Origin of the sequence: Parasphingorhabdus sp. SCSIO 66989, assembly GCF_032852305.1 — a bacterium.
Lineage (GTDB): Bacteria > Pseudomonadota > Alphaproteobacteria > Sphingomonadales > Sphingomonadaceae > Alterisphingorhabdus > Alterisphingorhabdus coralli.
Window position 1 is genome coordinate 271,588 of the sequence record NZ_CP136594.1, and the last position, 25,642, is coordinate 297,229.

Here is a 25,642-nt window from a genome sequence, read left to right on the forward strand (position 1 = left end):
ATGATGACGCAAGAGAGCCAGACGCAGAAACTTGGGCACCATTTGCTTCGCCCGGTTGACGAGGCCACCCGGCAACGCGCCAGACTGCATCTGCTCGATTGGCTGGCATGTGTGGCGGGTGCACTGCAATCAAGACCGGCGCGCAATCATTTTGCCAAATATATTCACCGGTCGGCATGGCTTGGCAATGTGCTGGAAATGGACGATGTCCATCGCACTGCTATTCTCCACCCCGGCCCGGTCATCTGGCCGATGATGGAAAGCCCGACCAGATCGATGAATGCCATGCTCGATGCGGCGGTGCGCGGGTATGAGGCAATCATCGCTATCGGTTCTACCTTTGATCAGCGGCATTATGGCTTTTATCACAACACGGCGACGGCTGGCATCTTTGGCGCGGCTGTTGCCGCAATCACGGCGCAGCGCAGTGATCTGGACATGCTGGTCAATGCCATGGGCCTGGCGGGTAGTGTAGCCGGTGGCCTTTGGCAGATGCGCCACGAGGCATGCGATGCCAAACAATGGCATGTTGCGCATGCATTAAGGTCTGGCAGGGAAGCGGCTCTGGCTGCCGAGGCGGGCGCCGTCGGTCCGCGCTATGTTCTTGAGGGAGAGCAGGGGCTGTATGCGGCGACGTGCGATAAGGCCAAGCCGATGCTCCTTGCCGATGGCTGGCAAATGCACGCGGTCAGTTTCAAGCCATGGGGTGCATGCCGCCATGTGCACCCGGCCATTGATGCGGCGCTGCAGTTTCAGCAGCAATATGGTGCGCTTTCCGGTGAGATACTTGTAGAGACCTATGCCGATGCCCTGACATTTTGTGACCGGGCCGACCCCCAAAGCGTGGTCGAGGCCAAGTTTTCCTTACAGCATGGCGTTGCTGTTGCGGCAAGCAAGGGTGCTCCGGAACTGGCGGATTTTGAGGTCGCGGCCTTTGATCAATTTGCCAATCTCAGGAGCCAGGTGGTTGTACGCGAATGCCCCGACATCACTGCGCGCTACCCGGCCCATTTTGGTGCTCGCATAAGCGCCAATGGCCACCAGTTGGAGCTGGTCGACACGCTCGGCGATCCGGAAAGACCGATAGACCGCGCGCAGATTATCGACAAGATGCATGCCTTGGCGCTGTGGGGGGGATTGACCAAGAAAGACGCGGATCGCGCGACTTCTCTGGCGCTGGAAGGCGATGAGCCGGACGCCATTGCCCATATGCTTGGGGAGTGGTTGTTATGACCAAGACTGTGGCTGACCATAGTGCAGGCTATACCGCTGCGATTTGCAATTTTGCCGCAACCGGACATGTGTTGCCTGATGCGGCAAAAGCACATGCGGAGCGGCTATTAGCGGATACGCTTGCAGGCGGCGCGGCAGGTGCAGCATCACCTGAAGCCCAGCATATGCTCGCTGCTGTAAAGGGTTGGGGGCATTCAGAGGACAGCAGGCTATTGAGCTTGGATGGTCGCCTGCCTGCCCCATCGGCGGCATTCTTCAACGGTTTTGCCATTCATTGCCTGGAATGGGATGCGGTCCATGAACCGGCTGTGGTGCATGCGCTCTCCGTGGTGACCGCGGCACTTCTGGCAGCGTCAGATCGCAAGGGAGGCAGTGATAGTGAGGCGTTTCTGACAGCCCTGGCCATCGGTGTGGATATCGCCAGCGGCATTGGTCTTTCGGCTACCGGTCCCATGCGCTTTTTCCGACCGGCCAGTGCCGGAATAATCGGTGCGGCATTGGCGGTGGCGCGGCTCGAAGCGATTGCGCCCGTGCACTATCCCGATGTGATGGGGCTGGCCTACAGCTTTTGCAGTGGCACCATGCAGGCGCATGTCGAGGCATCGGTCGCGCTGCCGCTGCAAATTGGCAATGCGGCGCGCGCCGCGATCACCGCAGTTGATCTTGTCAAAGCGGACATGGATGGCCCGCATAACGCGTTGCAGGGGCCATTTGGCTATTCGGCGCTGATCGAAGAGATTGATCTTGCAGACTATGTCGCCAGTCTCGGAAAAGTCTGGCGGATCGCAGAGGTCAGCATCAAGCCTTATCCCTCCGGCCGCGCCAGCCATGGCGCTTTGGGCGCATTGGCCGGGATACAGGAAGAGCATGGCCTCAAACCCGACGATATTGACAGCATCGCGCTCTATGCCCCGCCGCTGATCCATCGGCTGGTAGGGCGCTCCTATAAAGCGGATATGTCCCCGGCCTATGCCCGGCTTTGTTTTGCCATATTGGCCCCGATGATGTTGCGCGACGGCCATATCGATCCGCGCCATTTTGATGCCGCAGGTCTGAATGATCAGGCGCTCGTCCCGTTGGCAAACAACACACAGGTTGTGCTTGATGATAATCCGGATGGCAATGCACTCGCACCGCAAAGGCTGGTGCTGTCCTGCCGCAATGGCAAGACGATTGAGCGCACCATAGACGCCAATCTTGGTAGTCCGGAAGCCCCTATGAACTCGGCGCAATACAACCAGAAATATAGCCTTTGCCGTGACCTCGCCGATACGCTTTGCGATCCACGTATCTTTGACCACCCACTAGTTTACGCAACGGAGCCAAAATGAGTTTCCCAACATATTTTGAAGCTTTTGATCCACACGCCATGCTTGAAGACTATCCGGTGGGTGAACAGTTTGTTGCCCGCTACACTCCCATGTCTCGCGATGAGCTCTATGCCCTGCAGGACAAGCAATTCCAAAAGCTGATGCGTCGTGGCTGGGAAATTCCGTTTTACCAGCGTCTCTGGGGCAATGCCGGGATTGAACCAGGTGATATCGCTGGACTGGCGGACATTACCAAACTGCCTGTCTACGATAAAAGCGATCTGATGGCGTCGGTGAACGATCACCCGCCTTATGGCGATTTTGATGGCCGCGGCGACAGCCCAGTCGTGTTTCATACCACCAGCGGCACAACCGGCAGACCGCAGCCGCTGATGTTCGGTCCCAAGGGTCGCGAAGTCACCAATTTGCTGGTCGGGCGGATGTATCGCTGGATGGGGCTGGGCCGCGATGATGTGGTGCAGTCGGTTTATGGCCATGGCATGATCAATGGCGGCCATTATATCCGCGAGGCGGTTACCAAATACACCAATTCGCTGTTCCTCAGCGCCGGGACGGGTATAGAAACCCGCTCGATCAATCAGGTCAGCCTAATGGCCGATTTTGGCGTGACCTGCATGGTTGGCTTTGTCGACTATATCCGCAAACTGGCGGACACCGCCAAATCCGAAGAGCTGCTCGACAAGATCAATCTGAAGATGATTATCGGCCATCTCGGCACCGAGGACCGCTCCTCGACCGAAGCGGCATGGGGCGGGGCGAAGGCCTATGACTGGTATGGCGTTGGCGACACCGGGTCCATCGCCGGTGAAGGCCCGGATCGCGATGGTCTCTATGTCTGGGAGGACGCACAATATCTGGAATTGCTCGATGTCGATAGCGGCGCACCGGTGGCAACAGGGGAAACCGGCGACATGGTTGTCACCTGTCTGTTCAAGGACGATATCGCACCGTGTATCCGCTTCAACACACATGACATTACCGAGGAGCTGAGCGGCAGCAACAGCACCGGCATGGTGTTCAAGCGTATCAGTGGCTTCAAGGGCCGAAGCGACAATATGGTCAAGTTGCGCGGCATCAATATCTTCCCGCACGCCATCGGCGCGATCATTGAGGGGCGCGATGATCTGACGGGGGAATATGTCTGCCGGGTAACGCGCGACGAGGCTGGCCGTGACAGCATGCTGGTGACATTGGAAAGCAAGGGCGCAAGCAGCGAGGAGGAGCTTGCCGAGCTGCTGCGTAAGGGTGTCGGTATTGAGGTCGGTGTCGCGCTGGTCGGCCCGGGAGAGACGGCCTCGGATACCCAGATCGACACCCGGCAAAAACCCATCCGCCTGATTGACAAGCGTAAGCTGTGATCGACTGGGCATCTCTCGAAGCGGCCAATGCCGCGCTGAATGCGTTCACGGACTTTGATCGCAAAGCGCGAGGCGGCGATGGACCGCTGGCCGACCTCACTGTTGGCGTAAAAGCCAATATCGCGGTGCAGGACATGCCTTGGACAGCTGGTCTGGATGCGTTCAGGGATCGCACAGCTGAGCGCGATGCCGAGGTTGTTTGCCGTTTGCGTCACGCCGGAGCAGCGATCATCGGCATGCTCAATATGGAAGAAGCCGCATTGGGCGCGAAAACCGACAATCCATGGTTCGGCGCAACCCAGAACCCGCACAAGCCCGGTTACACCCCCGGCGGTTCATCGGGCGGCAGTGGTGCAGCGGTTGCGGCAGGCCTTTGCGATATCGCGCTGGGCACCGATACTATGGGTTCGGTGCGAATTCCGGCTGCCTATTGCGGCGTTTATGGCTTCAAACCGGCACGCGGCGCGCTCAGTCAGGATGGGCTTGAGATTGTTGATGCCTCGCTCGATGGCATTGGCCCGCTCGCCAGATCGCTGGAGACTCTGGAACGCGCAGCACGGGTCATGATGGATTTTGCCGAACCGCAGGCCATTGAGAACATCGCACTGTTAGACAATCTGGGCGGGGTGGAATGTCAGCCGGGTGTGCTCAGCGCCTATCGCAAAGCGGCGGACTTTCTCGAGGCGCAGTCCAGCTTTGCATTGCCCTATGCACTCACCCGCATTCGGTTTGCCGGCTTTATCCTTTCTACGCTGGGCCTGTCGAAAGAGCTGCACGCAGAACTATCGGCCGGTGGGACCGGATTGTCAGATACGCTCAAAAAACTCATCAGCTATGGTACGAAGCGCAGCGAAGACGATTTGGCGGAGGATAAAGCCATCTTGCAGGAAACCAGCGATGCCATGATTGCCATTGTGGCTGAACATGGCGCAATCCTGCTGCCAACCGCGCCGCAAACGGCATTCCCGCACGCGCAACCGGCTCCGGCCAATCAGGCGGTCTTTACCTGCCTGGCCAATATATCAGGGCTTCCGGCGATCAGCATTCCGGCAGGACTGGACACCAATGGCTTGCCACTTGCGGTGCAACTGATCGGTGAGGCGGGGAATGAGGCAGGCCTGTTTGCTCTTGCACACAAGCTGGATGCCTATCTGGCGGGCTATAACAGGCCCAAAGTTTTCTGGGATAAACAGCAGAAGAAATAGGGAGAGAAGATGATGCGGATAATTGTGATTTTCAATCTGAAGGATGGTGTCAGCGCAGCCGATTATGAGCAATGGGCCAAAACGGCCGACATTCCCGTTGTCAACGGACTTGGTTCGGTAGAGAAGTTTACCGTCCATAAAGCGACCGGGCTGTTCGGTTCTGATGATCCCTCGCCATATCAATATGTCGAAATACTCGACATTACCGGCATGGACCCGTTTGTCGCCGACATTTCCACCGAGGAATTTCAGGCCATGGCGGCACCTTTTCAGGAATTTGCCGATAACCCGCAATTCATTATCACCGAGGATCTGTGATGAGCGGCAGATTTGCAGACAAAACCATCGTCGCTACTGGTTCCGGAAAGGAGAAGGGGCTGGGGCAGGGTGTATTGCAGCGCTTTGCCGATGAAGGCGCGCAATGCGTTGTTTCCGATCTCATCATTGATGCAGAGGCTGAAGCCGTCGCCGACGATTTGCGCGCACGCGGCGCGAAAGTGGCCACCATCGCCTGTGATGTCAGCAAGGCTGATCAGTGTCAGGCATTGGTAGAACAGACCATCGGCGAGATGGGCGGGCTGGACATTTTCGTCAACAATGCCGGTATCGGCTTTATGATGAAACCGCTGCTCGAAGTGGATACCGCCAAGGAATGGGATCAGGTGATTTCGGTCAACCTTTCCGGAGCATTTTATTGCACCCAGGCTGCAGCCAGAGCGATGGTCGCAGCGGGCAAGGGCGGACGGATTATCAATATTGCCAGCCAGGCAGCGAAGACCGGCTTTCCGCATCTGCCCGCCTATGTCAGTTCCAAACATGGCATGGTGGGCTTGACCCGGGCCAGCGCGGTTGAGCTTGGCGCGCATGGCATAACCGTCAATGCTATCTGCCCCAACCATGTGACTACAGCGCTCGGGGCAGAACAGAATGCCTATTTCTCAAAGCTGCTCGGCTTTGAAAGCGTTGAAGCCTATCTCGACAATATGAAGGCGAAAAACCCCATGGGTCGCCCCGGCTTGCCTTCGGACACGGCCGCAGCCTGTGCCTGGCTCGCCAGTGATGAAGCGATTTATGTCACCGGCGAAGCACTGAATGTTTCGGGTGGCGAGGAGATGCATTGATGCACGAAGAACGCATGGATTGGCCCGATGGTGCAAAAATGGCGCTCAGCATTGTTGTCAATGTGGAAGAGGGCAGCGAGATGACCGTCGCCCGCGGGGATCGCGGTATGGAACCGGTGGATGAACTCGGCATCCATATCAAATCACCGATCCGCAACTATGGCAATGAGAGCAATTATCTCTATGGCATCAAGGCGGGCGCGCCGCGGATCGTCAAGCTGCTGAAGCAATATGACATCATGGCCAGCTGGACCGTCGCCGCGCTCAGCCTGGAGAACCATCCCGAAATTGGCGCAGCCATTGCCGAGATGGGGCATGAACCGGTTAGCCATGGCTGGCGCTGGGTGCACCAGTTCAAGATGGATGAAGACAAGGAGCGCGAGTTTATTCGCAAGGCGGTGACTTCGATTGAGAAAACCACCGGCACCCGTCCCTATGGCTGGCTGTCGCGCTATTTCCATACCGACAATACCCGCCGTCTGCTGATCGAGGAGGGCTTTGCCTATCATATGGATAATTATTCCGGTGACGTGCCCTTTTGGGATAAGGAAACCGTACCGGACAAGCCGATCGCCATTGTGCCCTATCAGCTTGATAATAACGACATGAAGATGTGGACCGATCCGGCGATGACGCCGACGCAATGGCTGGAATATGCCAAGCATAATTTTGATCAGGTCTATAAGGAGGGCTGTGAGGGCAATCCCAGGATGATGTCGCTCGGATTGCACCTGCGTATTATCGGGCGGCCGGGTCGTATCTGGGCATTGGAGGCGTTCTTCCAGCATGTTCGCGAACACCAAGATGTCTGGGTGACAACACGCCACAATATCGCCAAGCATCTGGCAAAGGTCGACCCTGCATGACGCTACGACTGGAGAAAACCGGCCGTGTCGCGCATCTCGTCATTGACCGTGCGGACAAGCGCAATGCCTTCACCCAGGAGATGTGGGAGATGCTGCCGGGCCTGCTCGACCAAGCGATGCAGGATGATGATGTCCGCTGCATGATGCTGCGTGCCAGTGCGCGGGACAGTGCCTTTTGTGCCGGTGCAGACATCAAGGAATTTGCCACAGGTGCCCGCGATGCCGATTGGCGCGCCAGAAATCAGGCCGCGATTAACCGCGTCCAGCATGAACTGGCCCGCGCCGCCAAACCCACCATCGCGGTTATTGACGGCGATTGTGTCGGCGGGGGCTGCGGCCTGTCTTTGGCGTGTGACTTTCGCGTTGCCGGGCCGAAAGCGCGATTTGGCATTACGCCGTCCAAGCTGGGGCTGGTCTATCCGCTGCATGATACCAAGCTGCTGGTCGATCTGGTCGGCCCATCGCAGGCCAAGCGGATGCTGTTTACCGGTCAGCTGCTATCGGCTAAAGAAGCGCTTTCTATCGGTCTGATCACAATGCTCGAGGATGATCCGCATCAGGCTGCGGATCAGCTCGCACAAACCCTCACCGAAACATCGCTGCATAGCCAGACAATGAGCAAGGCGATCATTGGCAAGGTGCTCGATGGTCAGGTGGATGATGATGACGAAACCCGCAGGCTGTTTGATCAGGCCTTTTGGGGCACCGATTTTGACGAAGGCGTCAGCGCATTTCTGGAGAAGCGAAAGCCACAATTCAAATGAGTGACAGGCCCCAACATGGACAGATTATTGGCGGGCTCTCTGTGGTGCCGGACCTTGAAGCGGCGATCCGCGACTATCGCGACGTTCTGGGGCTTGAGCTGCGGCAAAGTGGCGCGCTGGATGAAGCTTTAGCGCTGAGTTGGGGTTGCCCGCAATCTGCGGGTCGACCGATGGCGGTGCTAGGTCCGGCCAGCGGTGCGGACTGTACCTTCCGGCTGGTCGAACAGGCCGATCATCCCGACTTTAGACCCACAACCAGCTTTGGCTGGGCGGCTTATGAATTGACGGTACAGCAAGTCTTTGGCTGGCCGGAGCGCCTGAATGGCAGCGGATTTGATATTGTCGGACCGCCCAAGGAACTGGAAGGCATGCCGTTTTTTGTGCCGATGCAGGTCTTGGGGCTGGGCCGCGAAATGCTTTATCTCAACGAAGTGCGCGAGAATATGCCAAGCTGCGATTTGCCCAAAGCACAGTCGCTGGTCGATCATATCTTTATCTGCATATTGGCAACGCCCGACAGAGAGGCCGCCGTGCAATGGTATGTCAACAAGCTCGGGCTTGAGGCGGCTGACACGCATAATCTTGCCTATTCCATGATCAACAAGGCCTTTGATTTGCCGGAGGATTTCCGCACCGATCTCACCATGGTCCTAAAGGGTCGGATGACGATATTGGAAGTCGATGATTATCCGCCACAAGCAACGGCACGTCCGCGTCATGATGGCATGCTCCCGCCGGGCAATGCGCTGGTGACGCTGGCCGTCGATAGTCTCGATTATCTTAACCTCGACTGGATCACACCACCTGCTGCTTATGATGCCATGCCTTGTAATGGTCGCCGCGCCGCCACGGTTGTCGGTCTGTCCGGAGAGCTATTGGAACTGGTGGAGTTTAGCTGAAGCAAGTAGCTGTCCTACAGCCTGTCTGGCTGCTATAATCAGTGCCGGTCTTGTTTGAAATATATCCAGCAATTCCAACACCATAATCCAACAAGAGCACGCATTTCTGCGGCTCGCGAGTGCAACTTTCGTAACCTTCGTCAAGTCGGCCTGACACTTCCATACACATCTAGGGTAGCAATATCGTTGATCCGACGGTCTTGCGGTTCTGCAGGTCTTTATGGGCTTGTGCTGCCTCTTCCAAAGCATAGCGCTGGCCAATATTGATGCTGATGATGCCCTTGCGGATCATATCAAACAGCTTCGCCGTGCCCCTGTCGCGATCTTCAGGCTCGGTATAATAATCCCATAAGGTCGGACGGGTGTTATAGAGCGACCCCTTAAGTGCCAATATACCGAGGTCAACGCCACCCACGGGCGAATCCGCGTTGCCGAAATTGATGATCAGGCCGCGGCGGCCACAGCTGTCGAGCGAGGCTTCCCATGTCGCCAGACCAACGCCATCAAACACGACCCTGACCCCGGCGCCATCGGTTATCTGCCGCACCCGTTGGGCAGTGTCTTCCTGTTGATAGAAGATGATGTCATCGGCACCGGCGGCCTTGGCTTTGTCGGCCTTTTCTTCGGTACTGACTGTGCCGATAACATACGCGCCAATATGTTTGAGCCACTGCACCAGTATCAGGCCGGTGCCGCCCGCCGCAGCATGGACCAAGACCGGCCAGTCTTTCTCCACCTTGGCGCAGCGCTCGATCAGAAATTCCGCAGTGCAGCCTTTGACCATCGCGGCGGCAGCAGTCTGATGATCAATATCATCGGGCAGTTTGCACAGCATCATATCCGCAGGCACGTTGCGGTGCGTCGCATAGGCACCAAGCGGCATGCCATAGGTCGCCACCCTGTCGCCGGGGGCAAAGTCACGGACACCCTCTCCCACAGCCTCGACAATGGCCGCTGCCTCTATGCCCAGCCCAGTCGGCAAATCGGTCGGATAGATGCCACGCCGATGATAGGTGTCGATAAAGTTGAGACCAACAGCCGTGTTTTTGAGCTGCACCTCGCCGGGTCCGGGCGCCGCTATATCGGCATCCTGCCATTGGATGGCTTCTGGGCCGCCATGTTGTTCTATAATCGCGACACGCACCATAATCCCCTCCTTATCAGTTTGTTCGCCAAATCGGTCCGCCAATCCAATCGCCGGTGGCAGCGATAAATTCTTCCATCACAATCGTATCATTGTCCCATATGCCAGCCACGAAATAGGGATCCGCTTCAAGAAAAGCCCATGCGTCACGCTTGCTGTTGGCGTTGATAATGTAGAGCGATCCTGTGATCTCGCCGCTATCATCTTTCAAAGGGCCCGCAACGCAGATTGTCGAGCCATTCTCTTCAACATAACGGAAATGGGCCTGCTTTGCCTCGTCACGCTTTGGCTTGCTGCCGGGTCGGTCGCGACAATAGATGACGTATCTGTTCATCGCTGATCGGCATCCAGAAAGGACAGTACGTCTTTGGCAATGCTCTGTCCCGCTTCATCCAGCACGGCCCGCTTAATATCCAGACGCTCAATCAGCTGCGCATGGGGAAGCATGTCTGCAGCACGCCTCGTCGCTTCCAACAGCGAAGACCGCGTCGCAATCACGCCCACATGATGACGCAATAGCGGCAGTCGGCTTTCTATCGCATAGGTGAAGCTGGCATGAAAAGCCGCGTTCATCTCGCGGCCATGGCGGAGCTGCTCGACAAACATGGCGAAGCTGCGGTCCATACCCTGACTGTCGATACGTCTAGTGATCCCTCGCTCCCAGGCCGGGGCCAGACAATAAAGTTGCGGCGTGAGCTCCAGAGGCGTTGCCAGTTGTGAGAGATATTTACGCCGTTCCGCTTCGGTAAAGGCCGGTATATCAACCAGCGCCAGCCGGTTGACTTTTGCAGCTTCGATCAGCGCCATCTCTGTCGCGACCAGGCAGCCGCTATGGAAACCCAGAATATCGACTGGATCATCGGATACATTGGCAACAACTGCCATCATCGCTTCGGCATAATCGGCAATGGAAGGCGTGGCGTGAAAATCGTGTGATCCGCCATGACCGGGAAAATCCGGAGCGATAACGCGCCTGTTCTGCACCAGATACGGCATGATCTGCGTAAAGGCGAGGCCGGAAAACGGAGCCGGATGCAGGCAATAGAGATCAGGCCGGTTTGCCTCGGCCTTTGCCGGAGCTAACCGCCAATGCAGCTGTCCATGCGGGCCATCACTATAGCCCTTGCGGATGGACGGCACTTCACTCATTCACTCGCCCCTGCCAGCCGCTCCATCTGTTCGCGATAAAGACGTCGTGTCAGCGGCATCATGAGAAACGGAACAACCGCGAAAATCACGGGCACACAGGCCACGGCGTAGCGCAGATTTTCTTCGCCAAAGACCCGGCTTGAAAGCTCGCCCACCACAATCGGCCCCAACGACCCGAACCAGCTAATACCGAGATAATAGAGCGCCACAACCTGGCCACGGATTTGCGCCGGGGTGATGACAAGCAGCGCGGTGATGCCAATCGCCGAGACGATGCCAATGCCAATGGTGTTGACGCACAATATCGCAAAAGCCAGCGTTCCGTTGGGCATGAACATCGGCAAAATCGCGCTGGGCACCATGATGAAAAAGCCGATATAGAGCAGCCGAAGCGAAGCGTCCTGAACTCCCTTTTTGGTCCACCAATCGGAGATGCTGCCCATGATCAGCATATTGGCCGGGCCAATGATAAGCAGCGCTACACCATTGGCATAGGCATAGGTCTGTGGCGACCAGCCCCAGCTACGCTCAAAGGTTGGTGCCAGAAAGCCTTGGCTATAGGCGATGGTCGTCATGGTGCAGATCACCAGAACGAAACCGATGTAGAGCAGCTTATTGTCCCAGATATATTTCAGCGCATCGAAAAACCCGCTGCCAGCAATAACATCTTTCGATGCGGTGACATTTCTGCGACTAGGCTCCTTGATGAAGAGGAAGAGCAGCGCCAGCACCAGCCCAGGCAAGCCGACGACGATCAGAGTAAATCGCCATGGCGACAGCTCGCCGAATAGCGGTAGCGTCTGGTTTCCACTCGCCGCGGTCCAGGCGATAATCGCGCCGCTGAGCAGCGACGCGATTCCCGCGCCCAAAGGCAGTGCCGATGAGTAAAAAGCGATGGGCTTGCCGCGCCTTTCGGTCGGGAAGCTGTCGCCGATTATCGAGAATGCAGCAGGACTGAGTGTCGCCTCACCAACGCCGACGCCCATGCGTGCGGCAAAGAGCTGGACAAAATTCTTGGCGGTGCCGGTGGCCATTGTTGCCGCCGACCACAATGCTACGCCGATTGAGACTATCCAGACCCGTTTGCCGCGGTCAATCAGCCAGCCCATGAAGATGCCGACAAAGCCATAGATCAGCGTGAAGGCGCTTAACAGCCAACCGATTGAGCTGTCTGTGAGGCCAAACTCCGCCTTTATCGGCTCAATCAGAAGCCCAAGGATATAGCGGTCAACAAAGCTGAAAATATAGGCGATGGTCAGCATCACCACGATGAACCAGCCTGCTGCTGCACTGGGATAAGGAGCGCTCGCCGCAGTCCCCGGAGCTTCTGTTTCGCTTTCCGAATATGCTATGGCTTCGGCCATTAACCGGCATCCTCGATCAGATAAATGACCACCAGATTATCATCGAAATCAACAATGCCTATCTCACGGCCGACCCGTCCGTCATGGGTGCGCAACACCTCCTCTTCATAAACATGCAGCCCAAGCTTGCGGGCTCCTGCCATCACCGCATCCGGATCGGCAACCTCCAGCACGATAGCGGAGCGGCGCGGATGCGGCACCGCAGTCAATTCTACGCCCTTCACCTCGGTTAGCGCCATGACACGGACCTGGCTTTCGGTCGAAAGCGTGACAAAAGCCAGTTCTGCGCCCACGGGCATATCAAACACCGCCAGCGAATAGCTTTTGGGATTGTGACCGAGACGAAACTCTTCGGTGAAACCCAGGACATCGCGATAGAAAGTCAGCGCCCGTTCCATATCGGCAACCAGAAAATTTGCCCGCTGGAACCGGACCTGTGCTTTTGTCATTCTGTTCCCTCCTGTTTTATTCTTATAGCCACTCGTCCGGCTCGCCGCGCACTGAACAGCATTGCACACCGACATTGCGGCCATGGTAAAGATTGGCGAGCGCGTGGGGCATATTCTCAAAACCCTGTTCGATATCCTGAACTGGGCGTAGCTTGCCATCATGAATCCAACCCGCCATGTCATCCATAACCCTTTCCCACTCATGCAGATGGTTATAGACAAAAAAGCCACGCATCAGGCTGTCAGTGGCACGCAAGCGGGTATAGTTGGATAAGCCAAAAGGGGTATCGCGGGTATATTCGCTGATCGAACCGCACAACACGATGCGGCTGTGCATACGCAGCCGTTCGAGACAGGCTTGCAAGGTCTCTCCGCCGACATTGTCGAAATAAAGGTCTATGCCGTCGGGACGCAGCGCATCGAGCCGCGAGGCGATATCCTCTGCTTTATAGTCAATCGCTTCCGAGCAGCCATGATTAAGAATGAAAGCGCATTTGTCTTGTCCTCCGGCAATGCCCACGACATCGCACCCGGCAACATTGGCGGCCAGCTGGCTGACCATGGAACCGACACCACCGGCTGCGCCCGACAGCACCATCCTGTCGCCCTTTTGCGGCGCACCGCATGCAAATAGGCCCGCATGGGCAGACAATCCTGTCATCCCCAAAACGCCCGCCCCCAAAGCCGCGGGTAGATCGTTATGGGGCATGGGGAAGAATTTTTCCTGTTCGCTGAGCGAGGAGACTTTATAGGTCTGCCAGCCAATCTGGCCCTGCACCATCTGACCTTCTTGCCAGTCCGGATGGCGCGATTTGACGACCTGCGCTACACCGCGCCCATGAATGACATCGCCAGGCTGCAAAACGGCCTCCCCGGCCGCACCAGTCCCCTGCATATAAAAGCGCATCACCGGCGCAAGGCCGAGATAATGGGTTTTGAGCAGCACCTCGCCCGTGCCCGGCTCAGGGATATCACCAACAGCCCAGGCGAAATCATTCGGCTTCACATTGCCAACCGTACGGCGTGCGACCCGCCATTGGTAATTGGCCTGATCATCTATCTGCTTGCCGGCAGACAGGGATGCAAAATCATCCATGGCGTTAGGCACAGTCACCTAGTCATGAACTTTCACTAGCTGATTCACCTCGAAAAAATAGCCATCAAGATCCCAGAATGAGCAGCCGATCATGTTCTTTTTCTTACCATCAGCGCCGGTGACTTCCCATTCATGCGGTTCACAATGAATGTGCGAGCCCAGCGCCCTTGCGCGCTCAACGGCTGCTGCTGCGTCGTCGGATGCGATAACAAAGATAGGCGCGCCAAAGGCGATCTGGCGTGGCAACTCTTCCGGCGCATCCTGTTTCGGGTCCAGCCATTCGAGCAAACCAATCATCCCGATCAGATCATCCTCACATTTTAGAATGATCAGTCTGGTCTTGTCGCCCTTCTTGCCTGCAGCCAGTTGCGTTCCCGACAGGGTAAACGGCGTATCCATCCAGCGCGTCATCCCGAAAACATGGCTGTACCATTGCGCGGCTTTCTCGGCATCGCGCACCATTAGGGTCGTGCGTTTGAGGATATCAGCCATTGATCTTCTCACTTTCAATCAGCACCACCTGGCATTCTGAAATGTCCTGACGCAATTTCCTTATTTCGGCATATTCCCGGCTGTTCCAAAACGCCATGGCAGCCTTTTTGTCCGGCCATTCGGAAATCACCATAGAGGCTGAATCGCCAAAATCCCCTTCGAGCAATTCTGCTCCTGGACCGCGTAAAACATATCGGCCGCCATATTTCTCAACCAGCTCACCAGCAGCGACGCCATATTCGGCGATGAACCTCTCGCGGTCGGATATCTGCGCCAGAACAATCATATAAGCCGGCATTGACGCTTTCCTTTCTCATCCCACTGCAATCGAATCAAATGGTGCATTTTTGTTACACACGCAGCGATGGTAATGCCGAAAACATAATTTGTCTGGACAAATTTTTTGAATCACGTTTAGACTGCAGGAAATGGAGAGGTTTTTGGGCCGCGGCCTTGGGAGGAAAGCATGAGAGGGACAATCAAAACAGCATTGTTGGGGGCAACCGCACTGGTTGCTGCGCCGGTCGGTGCACAAGCGCAAGTCGATGGACAAGGTCCTTCAACAGCAGAGGATGATGCTATAGTGGACGATGATTCCAACGTAATCATCGTGACCGCGCGTAAGGTGGCGGAGAATATTCAGGAAGTGCCGACATCCATTGCGGTAGTCGATTCTGAGAATATTCAGGATTTGGCACTCGACAGTCTGGCGGAGATATCGCGCCTGACGCCGGGCCTCACATTCGATGACAGCTTTGGGCGTAACTCCAATCGACCGGTTATTCGCGGCCAAGCCAACCTGCTGGGGGATTCCGGTGTCGCAATCTTTATCGACGGTATTTATTTCAGCGGCTCAATTGCCGATTTTAATGTCGATAATATCGGCCGTGTTGAGGTGGTTAAGGGCCCGCAAAGTGCACTTTATGGTCGTAATACCTATGCTGGCGCGATCAACATTATCACCAAAGAAGCAGCCGATCAGTTTGAAGCGAACATTCAAGCGGACATCTCTGAATTTGACCGCTATGAGATTACTGGTGGCATAAGAACACCGATTACGGACTCGCTAAGCGCCGCAGTTTATGGGCGTTGGTTTGATTTTGGCGGGCAATATACCAACCAGTTTGATGGCGAAAAGGTCGGCCAGCAGTCTTCCTATTCCATCTCGGGCGCGCTGCAATTTGATGGCGGTGGTCCGTTCACTGCATCATTGCGAGCGATGTACAACAATACCGAGGATGGCCAGCCAGCTTTGTTCTCACAGAGTGCCGATGCGAATAACTGCTTCTTTGATGATGGCGCGCTTTATGGCGGCGCGGGTCGTTACTTCTGCGGCACATTGCAGCCGCAGCAAATCAATACCGATTTTAGTCGTCAGTTCAGAGACCCTGATGAGGTTGGCCTGCAACTGGACACAGTCAATGTTGCATTCCGTATGGATTACGAGATCAGTGACCGCATAACTATCACATCATTGACCGGCTATAACAGCCAGGATGAAACCCTTAGACTTGATGGGGATTACTCACCGAACAGCTTCCAGACAGCAGTATTCACGCCGGGCGGTTTCCCTGCGGGCGCGCCATTGCCTCCTACCTTCAGTTCCTTTCCCTTTGGTTATGTAGGCACGACGGTTGATTTCACTTTTGAGGGCCGCAGCGAAACAGAGGATTGGTCTCAGGAACTGCGACTGGCCTATGACGGTGATGCGGTCGATTTCCTTGTTGGCGGCTATTATTTTGATCAAACCATCGACAGCCGCGACATACGCGAAGTCCCGGATGATGCTTTCGCGCGCGCAGCGGCTAGCTTCGGCCAGGCTTTTGGGGAGCAGCAGGCATTATGCGCGGCCAATCCAGCATGTGCTTCCATTGCGCCATTTTTCGGACCTTCCACTCCAAACCCGCGTAACGTCAATCAGTTGGATATTCGCAACTGGGCAATCTTCGGCTCAGCCAATGTCAATATTACAGACAAGCTGATCCTTGGCCTTGAAGGCCGTTATCAGGAAGAACGCATAAGGCAGTTTGCAGTTCTCCAGGCTGATGAAGATATCGTTCCGGATGATCCTGTAAGAGCGAGGGAAACGTTCAAGAGCTTCGCCCCTCGCGTTTCGCTCTCCTATCAGATGACACCCGATAATCTGCTCTATGCCAGCTTCGCACAGGGGCAGAAGCCAGGCGGCTTTAACGGTGTTCAGGCAATTCTTGCCAGCCAGGAGGATGTTAACGCCGAGACTGGCCAAGACATTGCCACTTTTGATGAAGAAGATGTCACCGCCTATGAAATTGGTATCAAGAATGTTTTCGGCAATGGCGCATTCGTCTTCAATGCCGCAGCATTTTATAATGATGTCGAGGGCTATCAGCTCACGCAAAATGTACAGGTGGGTCCGAATTCGCTTTCTGCCATCACTAATGCGGGTGATGCCCGTGTCCTTGGCCTTGAGCTGGAATTCCTGGCAAGGCCAACCGATGGCCTGACCATCACTGCCAATTACGCCTTGGCCGATACCCGTTTCACACAAGGTTTCGATGAGCAACAGGGCATTCTCAACGATGTTGCCGATGATCGGTTGATAAACTGCTCTACAGGTGATCAATTCCCCGACATCCCAGGCTGTGACTCAGCCTTTGGATCAATTAAGGGCAACAGCATTCCCAGGGCTCCGGTACACCAGATTTTTGCTGATGTCGATTATCGCACCCCCTTGGGCAATAACGGCTGGGAGATTTTTGGCGGCGCCAACATGACCGTAGTATCCAGCAGTTTCGCGCAAGTTCACAACCTGATAGAAACCGGCGGCTCATTGGTTTCTGATGCCCGCTTGGGTGTGCAGAATGAGAATTTCCGCATTCAGCTCTATGTTGATAATCTGACCGATGAGCGCGCTCTCGCTCAGGTATTGCGTTTTGCCGATGGCAATAACAGCTTCCGCCGTAACTTTGTCGGCGGCCTGCGCCCCGGTCGGCGCTTTGGCATCTTGTTCGCAGCCAGATACTGATCTGCATAGGCGCAAATCAGAAAACCCCGCCAACTAGCCATGGTTGGCGGGGTATTCTTTGTTAGGGCTTAAGGCTCCTCAGCGTATCGGCGACGACGGCGACTGCAATTCAGCGCCAACGACGGTACAACTCGCCTGCATCCAGCGCAAATTAATGCCGACGCGTGTCGCATCAACATCGGCCCAGCTATAGCTGACGGAGCGGTCCGGATTGTCTGGCTTAGAGATGTAAAGCACCAAGCTTGGCCGATTGCGGCTTGGCTGAGGCCAATAAACCTGCCGCATGCGCAATATGGCCTCTTCTGCGCCGCTTTCATCGCCACCAATACGCACGCGTCCGCCCTGATCATGAATCTCCAGCTTGTTGGCAAAATACCAATCGGTGCTGCCACCTTCCTTCTTCTCTTTTTTGGGAATGGCAGCCCAGCATTGGACCTGCCGCGCACGTTTCAAGGAGCTCTCCTGGCCGTCAACAAACTGCACTGTGAGACCGCCATCATCTATGCGGCTTATGGTGTAACGCTGATGACAGGCCGTAAGATGCTGTTCCGGCGCATAGCTCCATCCCTCCTCCTGCCAGACATAATCATGCTTGCAATCGCCTAGGCTGAGGACTGCACGATTGTTGGTAGCGGCAAAAGAGACCTGCTGCGGCTGCGCTAGCTCAGCACCATATGCGTCCACTTCGCGAAGCCAGAGTACATCTTCTTCTTCAGAAATATTCAGCGACATCCATGGTGGTGCGGGACGATCTGCTTCCTTCTCAAAATAGACATGCTCTTCATTGCTGAAAGTGCCTTCCAATAATGAGAGTGCGCTCTCATCGGCTTCAGGCATCCCCAATAGGGGTGCGCCGTCATCTTTTGCAAAGGCCAGAGCCGGAACACCGGCAGCCAATATGGCCGAAGATGCCACCGTCATCATATTTTTCAACATCAATCTCTCTCCCACAAAACATGCTTGAGAGCTTCGCACAAAATTTGTCCGGACAAAAGCCACTGAAGTGATCTTCCCAGATTCTATAACTGAGGCGAGATTTGTCATAATCTCTGTCGACAGCAAGGAAGCGCAAGTCAGAAAAATGGCGGACACGGAGGGATTCGAACCCTCGAAGCCCGTTACCAGGCTTGCCTCCTTAGCAGGGAGGTGGTTTCAGCCGCTCACCCACGTGTCCTTGCCATGCGATGCGCAGTGCGGCTGGGCATCAAGGCGGCGGCTATAGCCAGCCAAGGCGGTGTGATCAATGGTTTAGACAGGGCTTTGGACGCAATTTTGCCCTCAACCGCGCTTTGCCGGGCCTGGTCGATAGCCAAAACAGCACAAAACCGGCCTTTCAGACTCGATAGGGCGCAATTTCGACTCGGGTCATCGCGCATTCATTGTTGCTGGCGCACAAAAAGCGGAAAAATGACGATACACGCGTAAACAACAAGGACATGCTGTCATGAATATGCGGATTAACGGGTCTTGGCTGAAGCGCCGCGCACTGGCGATTACCGCCTCACTGGCTATCGGGGCGATGGCGGTGACCAGCCCGGCCATGGCGCAGATGGAGACCATCGACCCGAATGAGGCGATTGATGCCGATCTGATGGACCCGCAGCCCAGCGAGGCGGCACAAGCGGCGGAAGATGTGGTGCAGTCGGCCGACGATGCCGTGGCCGAGGGTACAACCGAAGCAGTGCCCGCCGATGCGCAGAATCCTGACGTCGCGGCTGATGGCGGCTCTGGCGATGCCCTGCCGGGCGATCCGAACAACCCTGACGGCCCCGCCGGAGAAGAGGTCGCCAATGATGGCACCTATCAGAAAGACGATTTGATCGGCGCGGCGGAAGGCGTGTTTGGCAAGGGTGCCGAGGGTCTCGCAGGCGTCATTGAGGATATCCTCAAGGATCAGGGTGAGCCCAATGGCTATATTGTCGGCCGCGAGGCAGGCGGCGCGCTGGTCGTCGGCCTGCGCTATGGCTCGGGCAAGCTCTATCACAAGGTCGAGGGCGAGCGCGATGTCTATTGGACCGGGCCGTCCATCGGTTTCGACGCCGGAGCAAATGCAGCGAAGAGCTTTACCTTGGTCTATAATCTCTACGATACCGAAGACCTGTTCAAACGCTATGGCTCCGGCGAAGGCGCGGCCTATTTTGTTGGCGGGTTTAACGTAAGCTATCTGCGCCGCGGCGATGTGGTGTTGATCCCGGTGCATCTGGGCGCGGGTGTGCGGCTTGGGGCCAATGTCGGCTATCGCAAGTTCAGCAAGAAACAGCGCTGGTTGCCTTTTTGATGGGCTGCGCTTGGCTGCTTTTTTCATAAAAGCCACAAAGGAAAAAAGAGAAAAAGGTCATGGCGGCATCCTATGCTTGCCAGTTGAGGCGCCTTGGCGTTCGGAAGACTCTCCCATGCTTTTTCGCTTCGCGGCTTTTATGAAACCTATTCTCCTCGTCGAACCATCCGGCTTTGTTGGGTAGGCTGAAATTTGACTCGCACAAAGACACGAAGCCACAAAGAGATTGGGCAGCCAAATACCCTTCTTTGTGCCTTTGTGGCTTTGTGTGAAAATCCGAAAAAGGAAATCCGGCAACCGGCCACTCCATCACCCGCCATTTGCACGGCCTAACAATCGGAAGACCCTTGTACTCTTTTTCCCTTTTTGGCTTTTATGAAACCAAAACCGGTTGGCGAATGGCGCAGCGCCTGCTTATAGGATGAAACGATAGCAACCCGGCCAAAGGAAAGCCCGTCCATGCTCGAAAAGCTCGCCCCGCAAAAGCCCGATGCCCTGCTCGCGCTGATCAAGCTCTATGCCGCAGATGACCGTGCCGACAAGATTGATCTCGGCGTCGGTGTCTATCGCGATAATCAGGGCAATACGCCAGTGTTCAAGGCGATCAAAGCGGCGGAGCAGCGGCTGTTCGACACCCAGGACAGCAAAAGCTATCTCGGCCCTGAGGGCGATATGGGCATGGTCTGCGGCCTGCTCGGCCATATTCTCGGCGAAGACCTCGCCAAAGACCTCACCATTGATGGCCTGCAGACGCCGGGTGGCACCGGCGCGGTGCGGCTGGCGGCGGATACGCTTTATGCCGCGGGTGCACGGCGCATCTGGCTCGGCACGCCGAGCTGGCCCAACCATGCGCCGATTTTCACCGCCTCGCAGTTTGAGGTGCTGACCTATCGCCATATGGATGTGGCAACGCAGAGCCTCGATATGGAGGCGCTGCTCTCCTCGCTCTATAAGGCTGAGGATGGCGATGTGGTGCTGCTGCATGGCTGTTGCCACAACCCGACCGGCGTCGATTACACCGCCGAGCAATGGGCGCATATTGTCGAGATTATGGCGGAAAAGCGCCTCTTCCCGCTGGTCGATTTTGCCTATCATGGGCTGGGTCAGGGCTTTGAGGAAGACAGTGCGGGCCTCAAAACCGTGCTCGCCCGCCTGCCCCAGGCGATGATCGCCTATAGTTGCGACAAGAATTTCGGCATGTACCGCGATCGCGTCGGCGCGCTCTATGCCGTTGCGCAAGATGACGCGGTGATGGCCACCACCAAGTCGAACATGGCAGCGCTGGCGCGGGCCAACTGGTCGATGCCGCCCGATCATGGCGGCGCGGCGGTGCGGATCATCCTCGACGATGCCGAGCTGACCCAGATGTGGCGCGATGAAGTCGCCGAGATGCGCAGCCGCATGCGCTGGGTCCGCGATACGCTTGCCGCGGCAGGCACCGCTGGCAGCGTCGATTTCGCCCCGCTGGCGACGCAGAACGGCATGTTCTCGATGCTGCCGCTCTCCCCCGAGCAAATCCAGGCGCTGCGCGATGACCATGCCATCTATATGGCCGGCTCCGGTCGCATCAATATCGCCGGGCTGACCGAAGGGAATATCGGCAAGTTTATCGAGGCGGTTGCGGCTGTGAGTGGGTAGCCTGCGTCTACACAGTGGCTGAAGCAAACGACACAGACAGCGCTCCCCTGTTCGGCGCTCTGCAATTTGCGGGCACATGGCGCAGCTATCAGCAGCGCGTATTGGACGAGCTAGACGAGTATCTTGATGATAGAAGGCTGCATATTGTCGCAGCGCCTGGCTCCGGCAAAACCGTTCTTGGCCTTGAGGTCATGCGGCGCCTTGCGGGTACAACTGTCATCCTCTCCCCGACGCTGATCATCTGTCAACAATGGCCACAAAGGCTGCATGAAATGTTTGGTTACAAACAGGCAGTCACCAAACCATCGATTTCGGATGATCTGCGTTCACCGGGGGACATAACCAGCACCACCTATCAAGCACTGCATGCACTTTGGAACGTCACGCGTTCTTCTGATGAGGGCGAGGTACGCAGGGATTTTGAGGCCTTGGTCACCACCCTAACACAAAAGTCAAAACTGACCCTTATAATGGACGAGGCACATCATCTGCGACGGGAATGGTGGCGCGCCCTGAATGATTTCGTTTCAGAACTTCCGAATGCCACTCTTGTCGCCTTAACTGCTACGCCACCTTATGATGCGACCTTTGCAGAATGGTCGCGTTATGATGCCCTTTGCGGCCCGGTTGATGCGGAAATATCTATTCCCGAACTGGTCCGAAATGGCGACCTGTGCCCACATCAGGATTATATCTGCTTTTCTCGACCATTGCCGAACGAATGTCAGCTGCTCAACGAACGATTGCGCAATGTCCAAGGCTTTGTCGACGGACTGCTATCCAATGACAGCCTGCTCGATCAATTGGTGGGCCATCCATGGCTAACCCAAACGGATTATCATGAAGCTGACATTCTGGATGACCCGGAGTTCCTCTCTTCCATGGCGATCATACTCACGGCAGCTGGTCGCAGTGTAACTGAAGAACCGTTGAACCTTCTGGGCGTGTCAGCGCCGGATATGCCTGCATTGTCGCCGCTCTGGCTGGAGGCGTTCCTTAACGGCTATCTGTTTAACCATAAGAATCATTTCTCAGGCAGTGATGACACTCCCCAGAAAGCTATAGCCAATGATGCGCGAAAATTTGGCATGATCGAAAATGGCCGTGTGCGCATAAGGGATAGCCGGAGTGTTGCGAAGCTCCTCGCATCCAGCTCTGCCAAACTGATGTCGATCGAACAGATCGTCGATAAGGAGTGGCATAATCTCGGAGCAGATTTGCGCATGGCGATACTGACTGATTATGTTCGTGCTGCAGATCTCCCGAAAAAGCAGGATGACATTTTCCAACCCGTGAAGATTGGTGTCGCCCCGATTTTCGAAATGTTGCGGCGAAGTAACAAAGATATACGCTTAGGTGTTCTGACAGGCAGTCTTGTGATCATTCCCAATGTGGCACGCGACACATTTAGCAAAGCGGCAAAAGCAGCAGAAGTTGATATGGCTGGCATTCGCTTCAATGCGTTGGGCCATTGCCCCGATTATTGTGGTGTAACACTTACCACCAAAGATGCTCGACAGATGGTGCGGATTGTAACTCGTCTGTTTGAGGCTGGCTCTATCCAGCTACTGGTTGGTACCAAGGCCTTACTGGGAGAAGGCTGGGACGCCCCTACGATCAACAGTCTGGTTCTGGCCAGTAATGTGGGGTCCTATATGCTGTCCAACCAGATGCGCGGGCGCGCCATTCGCCGCGATCCGGCAAAGCCCCAAAAGGTTGCCAATATCTGGCATTTGGTAACGCTGGAGCCGGGCGAAATGCAGTTTTCATTCCTGAAACCGCTGTCTGGCCATGGCAAGACCAGCAATCATCATGCGCTCACCGCTCTCGGTAGTGACATGGCTCTGATGTCGCGACGTTTTGAGATGTTCGATGGCATTTCGCTGGATGAAACTTTGCACATTGGTAATGGCCTCGATCGCTTGGCGCTTACCGACGGTAAGGGAGATGAAGCGCATATCGAAGCATTGAATAGGACCATGTTCAGGCATGCCTCTGACAGAAGCGCTACCGCGCAGAAATGGCAGGATTCGCTCGGTGATGCTCATGAAAGATCGCATGTCCATCAGGTTGCAGAGGCAAATTACGCGCCACGTGCAGCGTCCTATAACCAGACGCTGCAATATCTCTCGGTAACGGCCCTGATCAGCGCTGCCGGCTCAGCGGGTTTCGCCATGCGGAAATTCCAGTCGGTACAAACGCTTGGCATGTTGATCATGATTTTCGCTGGCCTTACGCTGATATACGCATTGCCAAAGCTGTTTCACGCAGGACGGCTGTTCATCAGGAATGGCAGTCTCGAACGTAGCCTCTCCCAGGTTGGCTGGACCATATTGGAAAGTTTCAGGGACTGTGGCCTCCTTAAAAAACCGCTGCATGATTATCATGTGGAAGTGACACGCGATCTCAAAGGGAACAATTCTATAGTCCTCCACAATGCCTCACGCATCGAAGAAAGGAACTTCTTTACGGCACTTGCACAAACCCTAGGACCGACCGAAAATCCGCGATACATTTTGCGCCGCTGTAGCTGGTTCAGACGCTGGGGACGAACTGACTATCATGCTGTTCCGGAACAGGTTGCGGGACGGAAGAAGGACGCAGAGGCCTATGCCAGAGCCTGGCAGCGCAACATTGGCCCGGCAGAACTGATTTTTACCCGCAACAGGGAAGGGCGAAAGTTGCTACTTCGCGCACGCGCTCGTTCAATGGCAGCAGGCTTCCAGCGCCGTGTCGACCGTCGTTCAGAGTGGCGTTGAGGTTTCGAGACTCACAAAAACCCCTCCAGCGTCTCCTTAAACAAATCAAACTGATCATGGTGCAGCCAGTGGCCGGCCTTTTGGAACTCACGCACTTCAACATTGTTACCGAAGTACGTAATCCGCCCGTCCTTTTCCGGGTTGCTGGCCCAGCTATCGGCACCGTAGAGCATCAGCGTCGGGCAGGTGATGGCGCGCCACATCTCTTCGGTCGCCTCATTGGGCAGGTCGTGCGGCCACCAGTTGCGCATCAACGGGTCGAATTTCCAGCTATAGCTGCCATCCTCATTGCGGATCACCGCATGGACGGTGAGGTGGCGCACCTGTTCGTCCGAGAGGTGCGGGTTTTCCTGCTGCATCCGCTCGAGCGCGGCGGCGAAGTCCTTGTAACGGCGCGGCGCGACATCGGCATATTTCTGCTTGGTCTCCAGCCAGCCGCGCAGCCGGTTGTTAAAGCCTTTCTCGGCCATTTCCTGCTGCACCTTGGGCGATGGCCCCAGCCCCTCAATCGCCACCAGTTTTTTGACCGTATCCGGGTAGAGCCCGGTATAGCGCGTGGCGATATTGCCGCCGAGCGAATGGGCGACAATGGTCACCGGCGCGAGGTCAAGCTGGTCAATCAGCTGTTTCAGATCATAGATATAAGCGAGCATCGGATAATTGCCGTCACTGGCCCATTGGCTATCCCCATGGCCGCGGAGATCAGGCGCGATGATATGGAAACGGTCGCGAAAGACTTGCGCGGTCCAATCCCAATTACGGCAATGATCGCGCCCGCCATGGAGCAGGATCAGCGGCGGCGCATCGGGGTTGCCCCAATCGACATAATGCAGCCGGTGGCGTTGCGAATAATAGCTGTTCGAGGCCGGACCGATCAGGGTCATAGGGGTGGGTTCTTTCTTTTTAACATGGCGTCATTGCGAGCGCAGCGAAGCAATCCAGAGCCGCATGAGCTTTACTCTCTGGATTGCCGCGTCGCTTCGCTCCTCGCAATGACGATTTTGGTTTTCCAGTGCACGCGTAGAAATCAGGTCTCGTCCATCTGGCCGAGATCATAAAGCCGGATCGCCGCCTTGGCTGCCTCGCCGCCCTTGTCCTTCTGCGCCGGATCAGCGCGGACGCGGGCCTGATCTTCGTTCTCCACGGTGAGAATGCCATTGCCGATGGGCAGGCCATCCAGCGTCAGCGCCATGATCCCGCGTGAGCTTTCGCCAGCGACAATCTCGAAATGATAGGTCTCACCGCGGATCACCACGCCGATGGCGACAAAGCCGTCAAAGCGGCCGCTATCAGAGAGGATCGAGATCGCCCCCGGGACTTCCAGCGCGCCGGGAACAGTGGTCACCTCATGCGTGTGCCCCGCCGCTTCCAAAGCCGCCTTGGCCCCGGCGACCAGCATATCGTTAAACTCATCATAAAACCGCGCTTCGACTATTCCAAAATGCGCCATATCTCGGTTTCCTTTTCCACAAAAAGCCTATGTCATTCCCGC

At 56.0% G+C, this 25,642-nt stretch carries 24 protein-coding genes and 1 tRNA gene; 13 read left to right on the forward strand and 12 right to left on the reverse strand.

The annotated features are described in order from the left end of the window. The 9 genes from RB602_RS01300 to RB602_RS01340 are packed head-to-tail and all read left to right on the forward strand — an operon-like array spanning position 1 to position 8,777. Positions 1 to 1,233, forward strand: coding sequence for an MmgE/PrpD family protein (locus tag RB602_RS01300; RefSeq protein ID WP_317082233.1), 1,233 nt, complete (start codon positions 1 to 3; stop codon positions 1,231 to 1,233). Continuing rightward, entirely contained in the window at positions 1,230 to 2,564 is a 1,335-nt protein-coding gene (locus RB602_RS01305; protein ID WP_317082235.1) for an MmgE/PrpD family protein, read from the forward strand. Before RB602_RS01300 ends, RB602_RS01305 begins: the two co-directional genes overlap by 4 nt. Next, positions 2,561 to 3,922 carry a phenylacetate--CoA ligase family protein gene (locus tag RB602_RS01310; protein ID WP_317082237.1) on the forward strand — a complete coding sequence of 454 codons (1,362 nt, stop codon included), beginning with the start codon at positions 2,561 to 2,563 and terminating at the stop codon, positions 3,920 to 3,922. Before RB602_RS01305 ends, RB602_RS01310 begins: the two co-directional genes overlap by 4 nt. Continuing rightward, positions 3,919 to 5,127 carry an amidase gene (locus RB602_RS01315; RefSeq protein ID WP_317082239.1) on the forward strand — a complete coding sequence of 403 codons (1,209 nt, stop codon included), beginning with the start codon at positions 3,919 to 3,921 and terminating at the stop codon, positions 5,125 to 5,127. The genes RB602_RS01310 and RB602_RS01315 overlap by 4 nt, the downstream gene beginning before the upstream one ends. Positions 5,128 to 5,136: 9 nt before the next feature. Continuing rightward, a complete protein-coding gene (locus tag RB602_RS01320; RefSeq protein WP_317082240.1) occupies positions 5,137 to 5,445 on the forward strand; it encodes an REDY-like protein HapK in 309 nt (102 codons plus the stop codon). Further along, positions 5,445 to 6,248, forward strand: a complete 804-nt coding sequence (locus RB602_RS01325; protein WP_317082242.1) for an SDR family NAD(P)-dependent oxidoreductase — start codon at positions 5,445 to 5,447, stop codon at positions 6,246 to 6,248. Before RB602_RS01320 ends, RB602_RS01325 begins: the two co-directional genes overlap by 1 nt. Continuing rightward, positions 6,248 to 7,114 (forward strand): polysaccharide deacetylase family protein, encoded by an 867-nt coding sequence (locus RB602_RS01330; RefSeq protein WP_317082244.1) that lies wholly within the window; start codon positions 6,248 to 6,250, stop codon positions 7,112 to 7,114. Before RB602_RS01325 ends, RB602_RS01330 begins: the two co-directional genes overlap by 1 nt. After that, on the forward strand, positions 7,111 to 7,878 hold the full coding sequence (locus RB602_RS01335; protein WP_317082246.1) for an enoyl-CoA hydratase/isomerase family protein: 768 nt from the start codon (positions 7,111 to 7,113) through the stop codon (positions 7,876 to 7,878). Before RB602_RS01330 ends, RB602_RS01335 begins: the two co-directional genes overlap by 4 nt. Next, a complete protein-coding gene (locus RB602_RS01340; RefSeq protein ID WP_317082248.1) occupies positions 7,875 to 8,777 on the forward strand; it encodes a VOC family protein in 903 nt (300 codons plus the stop codon). Before RB602_RS01335 ends, RB602_RS01340 begins: the two co-directional genes overlap by 4 nt. 169 nt (positions 8,778 to 8,946) lie before the next feature. Here RB602_RS01340 and RB602_RS01345 read toward each other — a convergent pair whose 3' ends face one another. The 8 genes from RB602_RS01345 to RB602_RS01380 are packed head-to-tail and all read right to left on the reverse strand — an operon-like array spanning position 8,947 to position 14,769. Further along, the gene (locus tag RB602_RS01345) at positions 8,947 to 9,924 is read right to left on the reverse strand and encodes a quinone oxidoreductase family protein (RefSeq protein WP_317082249.1); all 978 of its coding nucleotides are present in this window, start codon (positions 9,922 to 9,924) and stop codon (positions 8,947 to 8,949) included. Between the two features lie 13 nt (positions 9,925 to 9,937). Beyond that, a complete protein-coding gene (locus tag RB602_RS01350) occupies positions 9,938 to 10,255 on the reverse strand; it encodes a YciI family protein (protein WP_317082251.1) in 318 nt (105 codons plus the stop codon). Beyond that, positions 10,252 to 11,070, reverse strand: coding sequence for an alpha/beta fold hydrolase (locus tag RB602_RS01355; RefSeq protein ID WP_317082253.1), 819 nt, complete (start codon positions 11,068 to 11,070; stop codon positions 10,252 to 10,254). The genes RB602_RS01350 and RB602_RS01355 overlap by 4 nt, the downstream gene beginning before the upstream one ends. Continuing rightward, positions 11,067 to 12,434 (reverse strand): MFS transporter, encoded by a 1,368-nt coding sequence (locus tag RB602_RS01360; protein ID WP_317082255.1) that lies wholly within the window; start codon positions 12,432 to 12,434, stop codon positions 11,067 to 11,069. Before RB602_RS01360 ends, RB602_RS01355 begins: the two co-directional genes overlap by 4 nt. Next, positions 12,434 to 12,883, reverse strand: coding sequence for a VOC family protein (locus tag RB602_RS01365; RefSeq protein WP_317082257.1), 450 nt, complete (start codon positions 12,881 to 12,883; stop codon positions 12,434 to 12,436). Before RB602_RS01365 ends, RB602_RS01360 begins: the two co-directional genes overlap by 1 nt. A 22-nt stretch (positions 12,884 to 12,905) precedes the next feature. Beyond that, positions 12,906 to 13,979, reverse strand: a complete 1,074-nt coding sequence (locus RB602_RS01370) for an NADP-dependent oxidoreductase (protein ID WP_317082259.1) — start codon at positions 13,977 to 13,979, stop codon at positions 12,906 to 12,908. A gap of 18 nt (positions 13,980 to 13,997) precedes the next feature. Next, a complete protein-coding gene (locus tag RB602_RS01375; RefSeq protein ID WP_317082261.1) occupies positions 13,998 to 14,471 on the reverse strand; it encodes a VOC family protein in 474 nt (157 codons plus the stop codon). Continuing rightward, complete coding sequence (locus RB602_RS01380) at positions 14,464 to 14,769, reverse strand: DUF1330 domain-containing protein (protein ID WP_317082263.1); 306 nt, start codon at positions 14,767 to 14,769, stop codon at positions 14,464 to 14,466. Before RB602_RS01380 ends, RB602_RS01375 begins: the two co-directional genes overlap by 8 nt. Positions 14,770 to 14,937: 168 nt before the next feature. On the opposite strand from RB602_RS01380, the gene RB602_RS01385 reads away from it, so the two are divergent. Next, a complete protein-coding gene (locus RB602_RS01385; RefSeq protein ID WP_317082265.1) occupies positions 14,938 to 17,475 on the forward strand; it encodes a TonB-dependent receptor in 2,538 nt (845 codons plus the stop codon). 78 nt (positions 17,476 to 17,553) lie between these two features. Here RB602_RS01385 and RB602_RS01390 read toward each other — a convergent pair whose 3' ends face one another. Both RB602_RS01390 and RB602_RS01395 read right to left on the reverse strand, forming a co-directional pair. Further along, a complete protein-coding gene (locus tag RB602_RS01390; protein ID WP_317082267.1) occupies positions 17,554 to 18,411 on the reverse strand; it encodes a hypothetical protein in 858 nt (285 codons plus the stop codon). Positions 18,412 to 18,557: 146 nt separating this feature from the next. Beyond that, positions 18,558 to 18,649: transfer RNA gene (locus RB602_RS01395), tRNA-Ser, on the reverse strand. Positions 18,650 to 18,919: 270 nt separating this feature from the next. Between RB602_RS01395 and RB602_RS01400 the strand changes: the two genes are divergently transcribed. From RB602_RS01400 to RB602_RS01410, 3 genes are all read left to right on the forward strand, one after another. Continuing rightward, positions 18,920 to 19,753 carry a DUF1134 domain-containing protein gene (locus RB602_RS01400; protein WP_406568383.1) on the forward strand — a complete coding sequence of 278 codons (834 nt, stop codon included), beginning with the start codon at positions 18,920 to 18,922 and terminating at the stop codon, positions 19,751 to 19,753. Between the two features lie 459 nt (positions 19,754 to 20,212). Next, complete coding sequence (locus RB602_RS01405) at positions 20,213 to 21,391, forward strand: amino acid aminotransferase (protein ID WP_317082269.1); 1,179 nt, start codon at positions 20,213 to 20,215, stop codon at positions 21,389 to 21,391. A 14-nt stretch (positions 21,392 to 21,405) separates the two neighbouring features. After that, the gene (locus RB602_RS01410) at positions 21,406 to 24,150 is read left to right on the forward strand and encodes a DEAD/DEAH box helicase family protein (protein WP_317082271.1); all 2,745 of its coding nucleotides are present in this window, start codon (positions 21,406 to 21,408) and stop codon (positions 24,148 to 24,150) included. A gap of 11 nt (positions 24,151 to 24,161) precedes the next feature. Here RB602_RS01410 and RB602_RS01415 read toward each other — a convergent pair whose 3' ends face one another. Both RB602_RS01415 and ribH read right to left on the reverse strand, forming a co-directional pair. Further along, positions 24,162 to 25,034 carry an alpha/beta fold hydrolase gene (locus RB602_RS01415; protein WP_317082272.1) on the reverse strand — a complete coding sequence of 291 codons (873 nt, stop codon included), beginning with the start codon at positions 25,032 to 25,034 and terminating at the stop codon, positions 24,162 to 24,164. A 143-nt stretch (positions 25,035 to 25,177) separates the two neighbouring features. Continuing rightward, positions 25,178 to 25,600, reverse strand: a complete 423-nt coding sequence (gene ribH, locus RB602_RS01420; RefSeq protein ID WP_317082273.1) for a 6,7-dimethyl-8-ribityllumazine synthase — start codon at positions 25,598 to 25,600, stop codon at positions 25,178 to 25,180. Positions 25,601 to 25,642 lie beyond the last annotated feature (42 nt).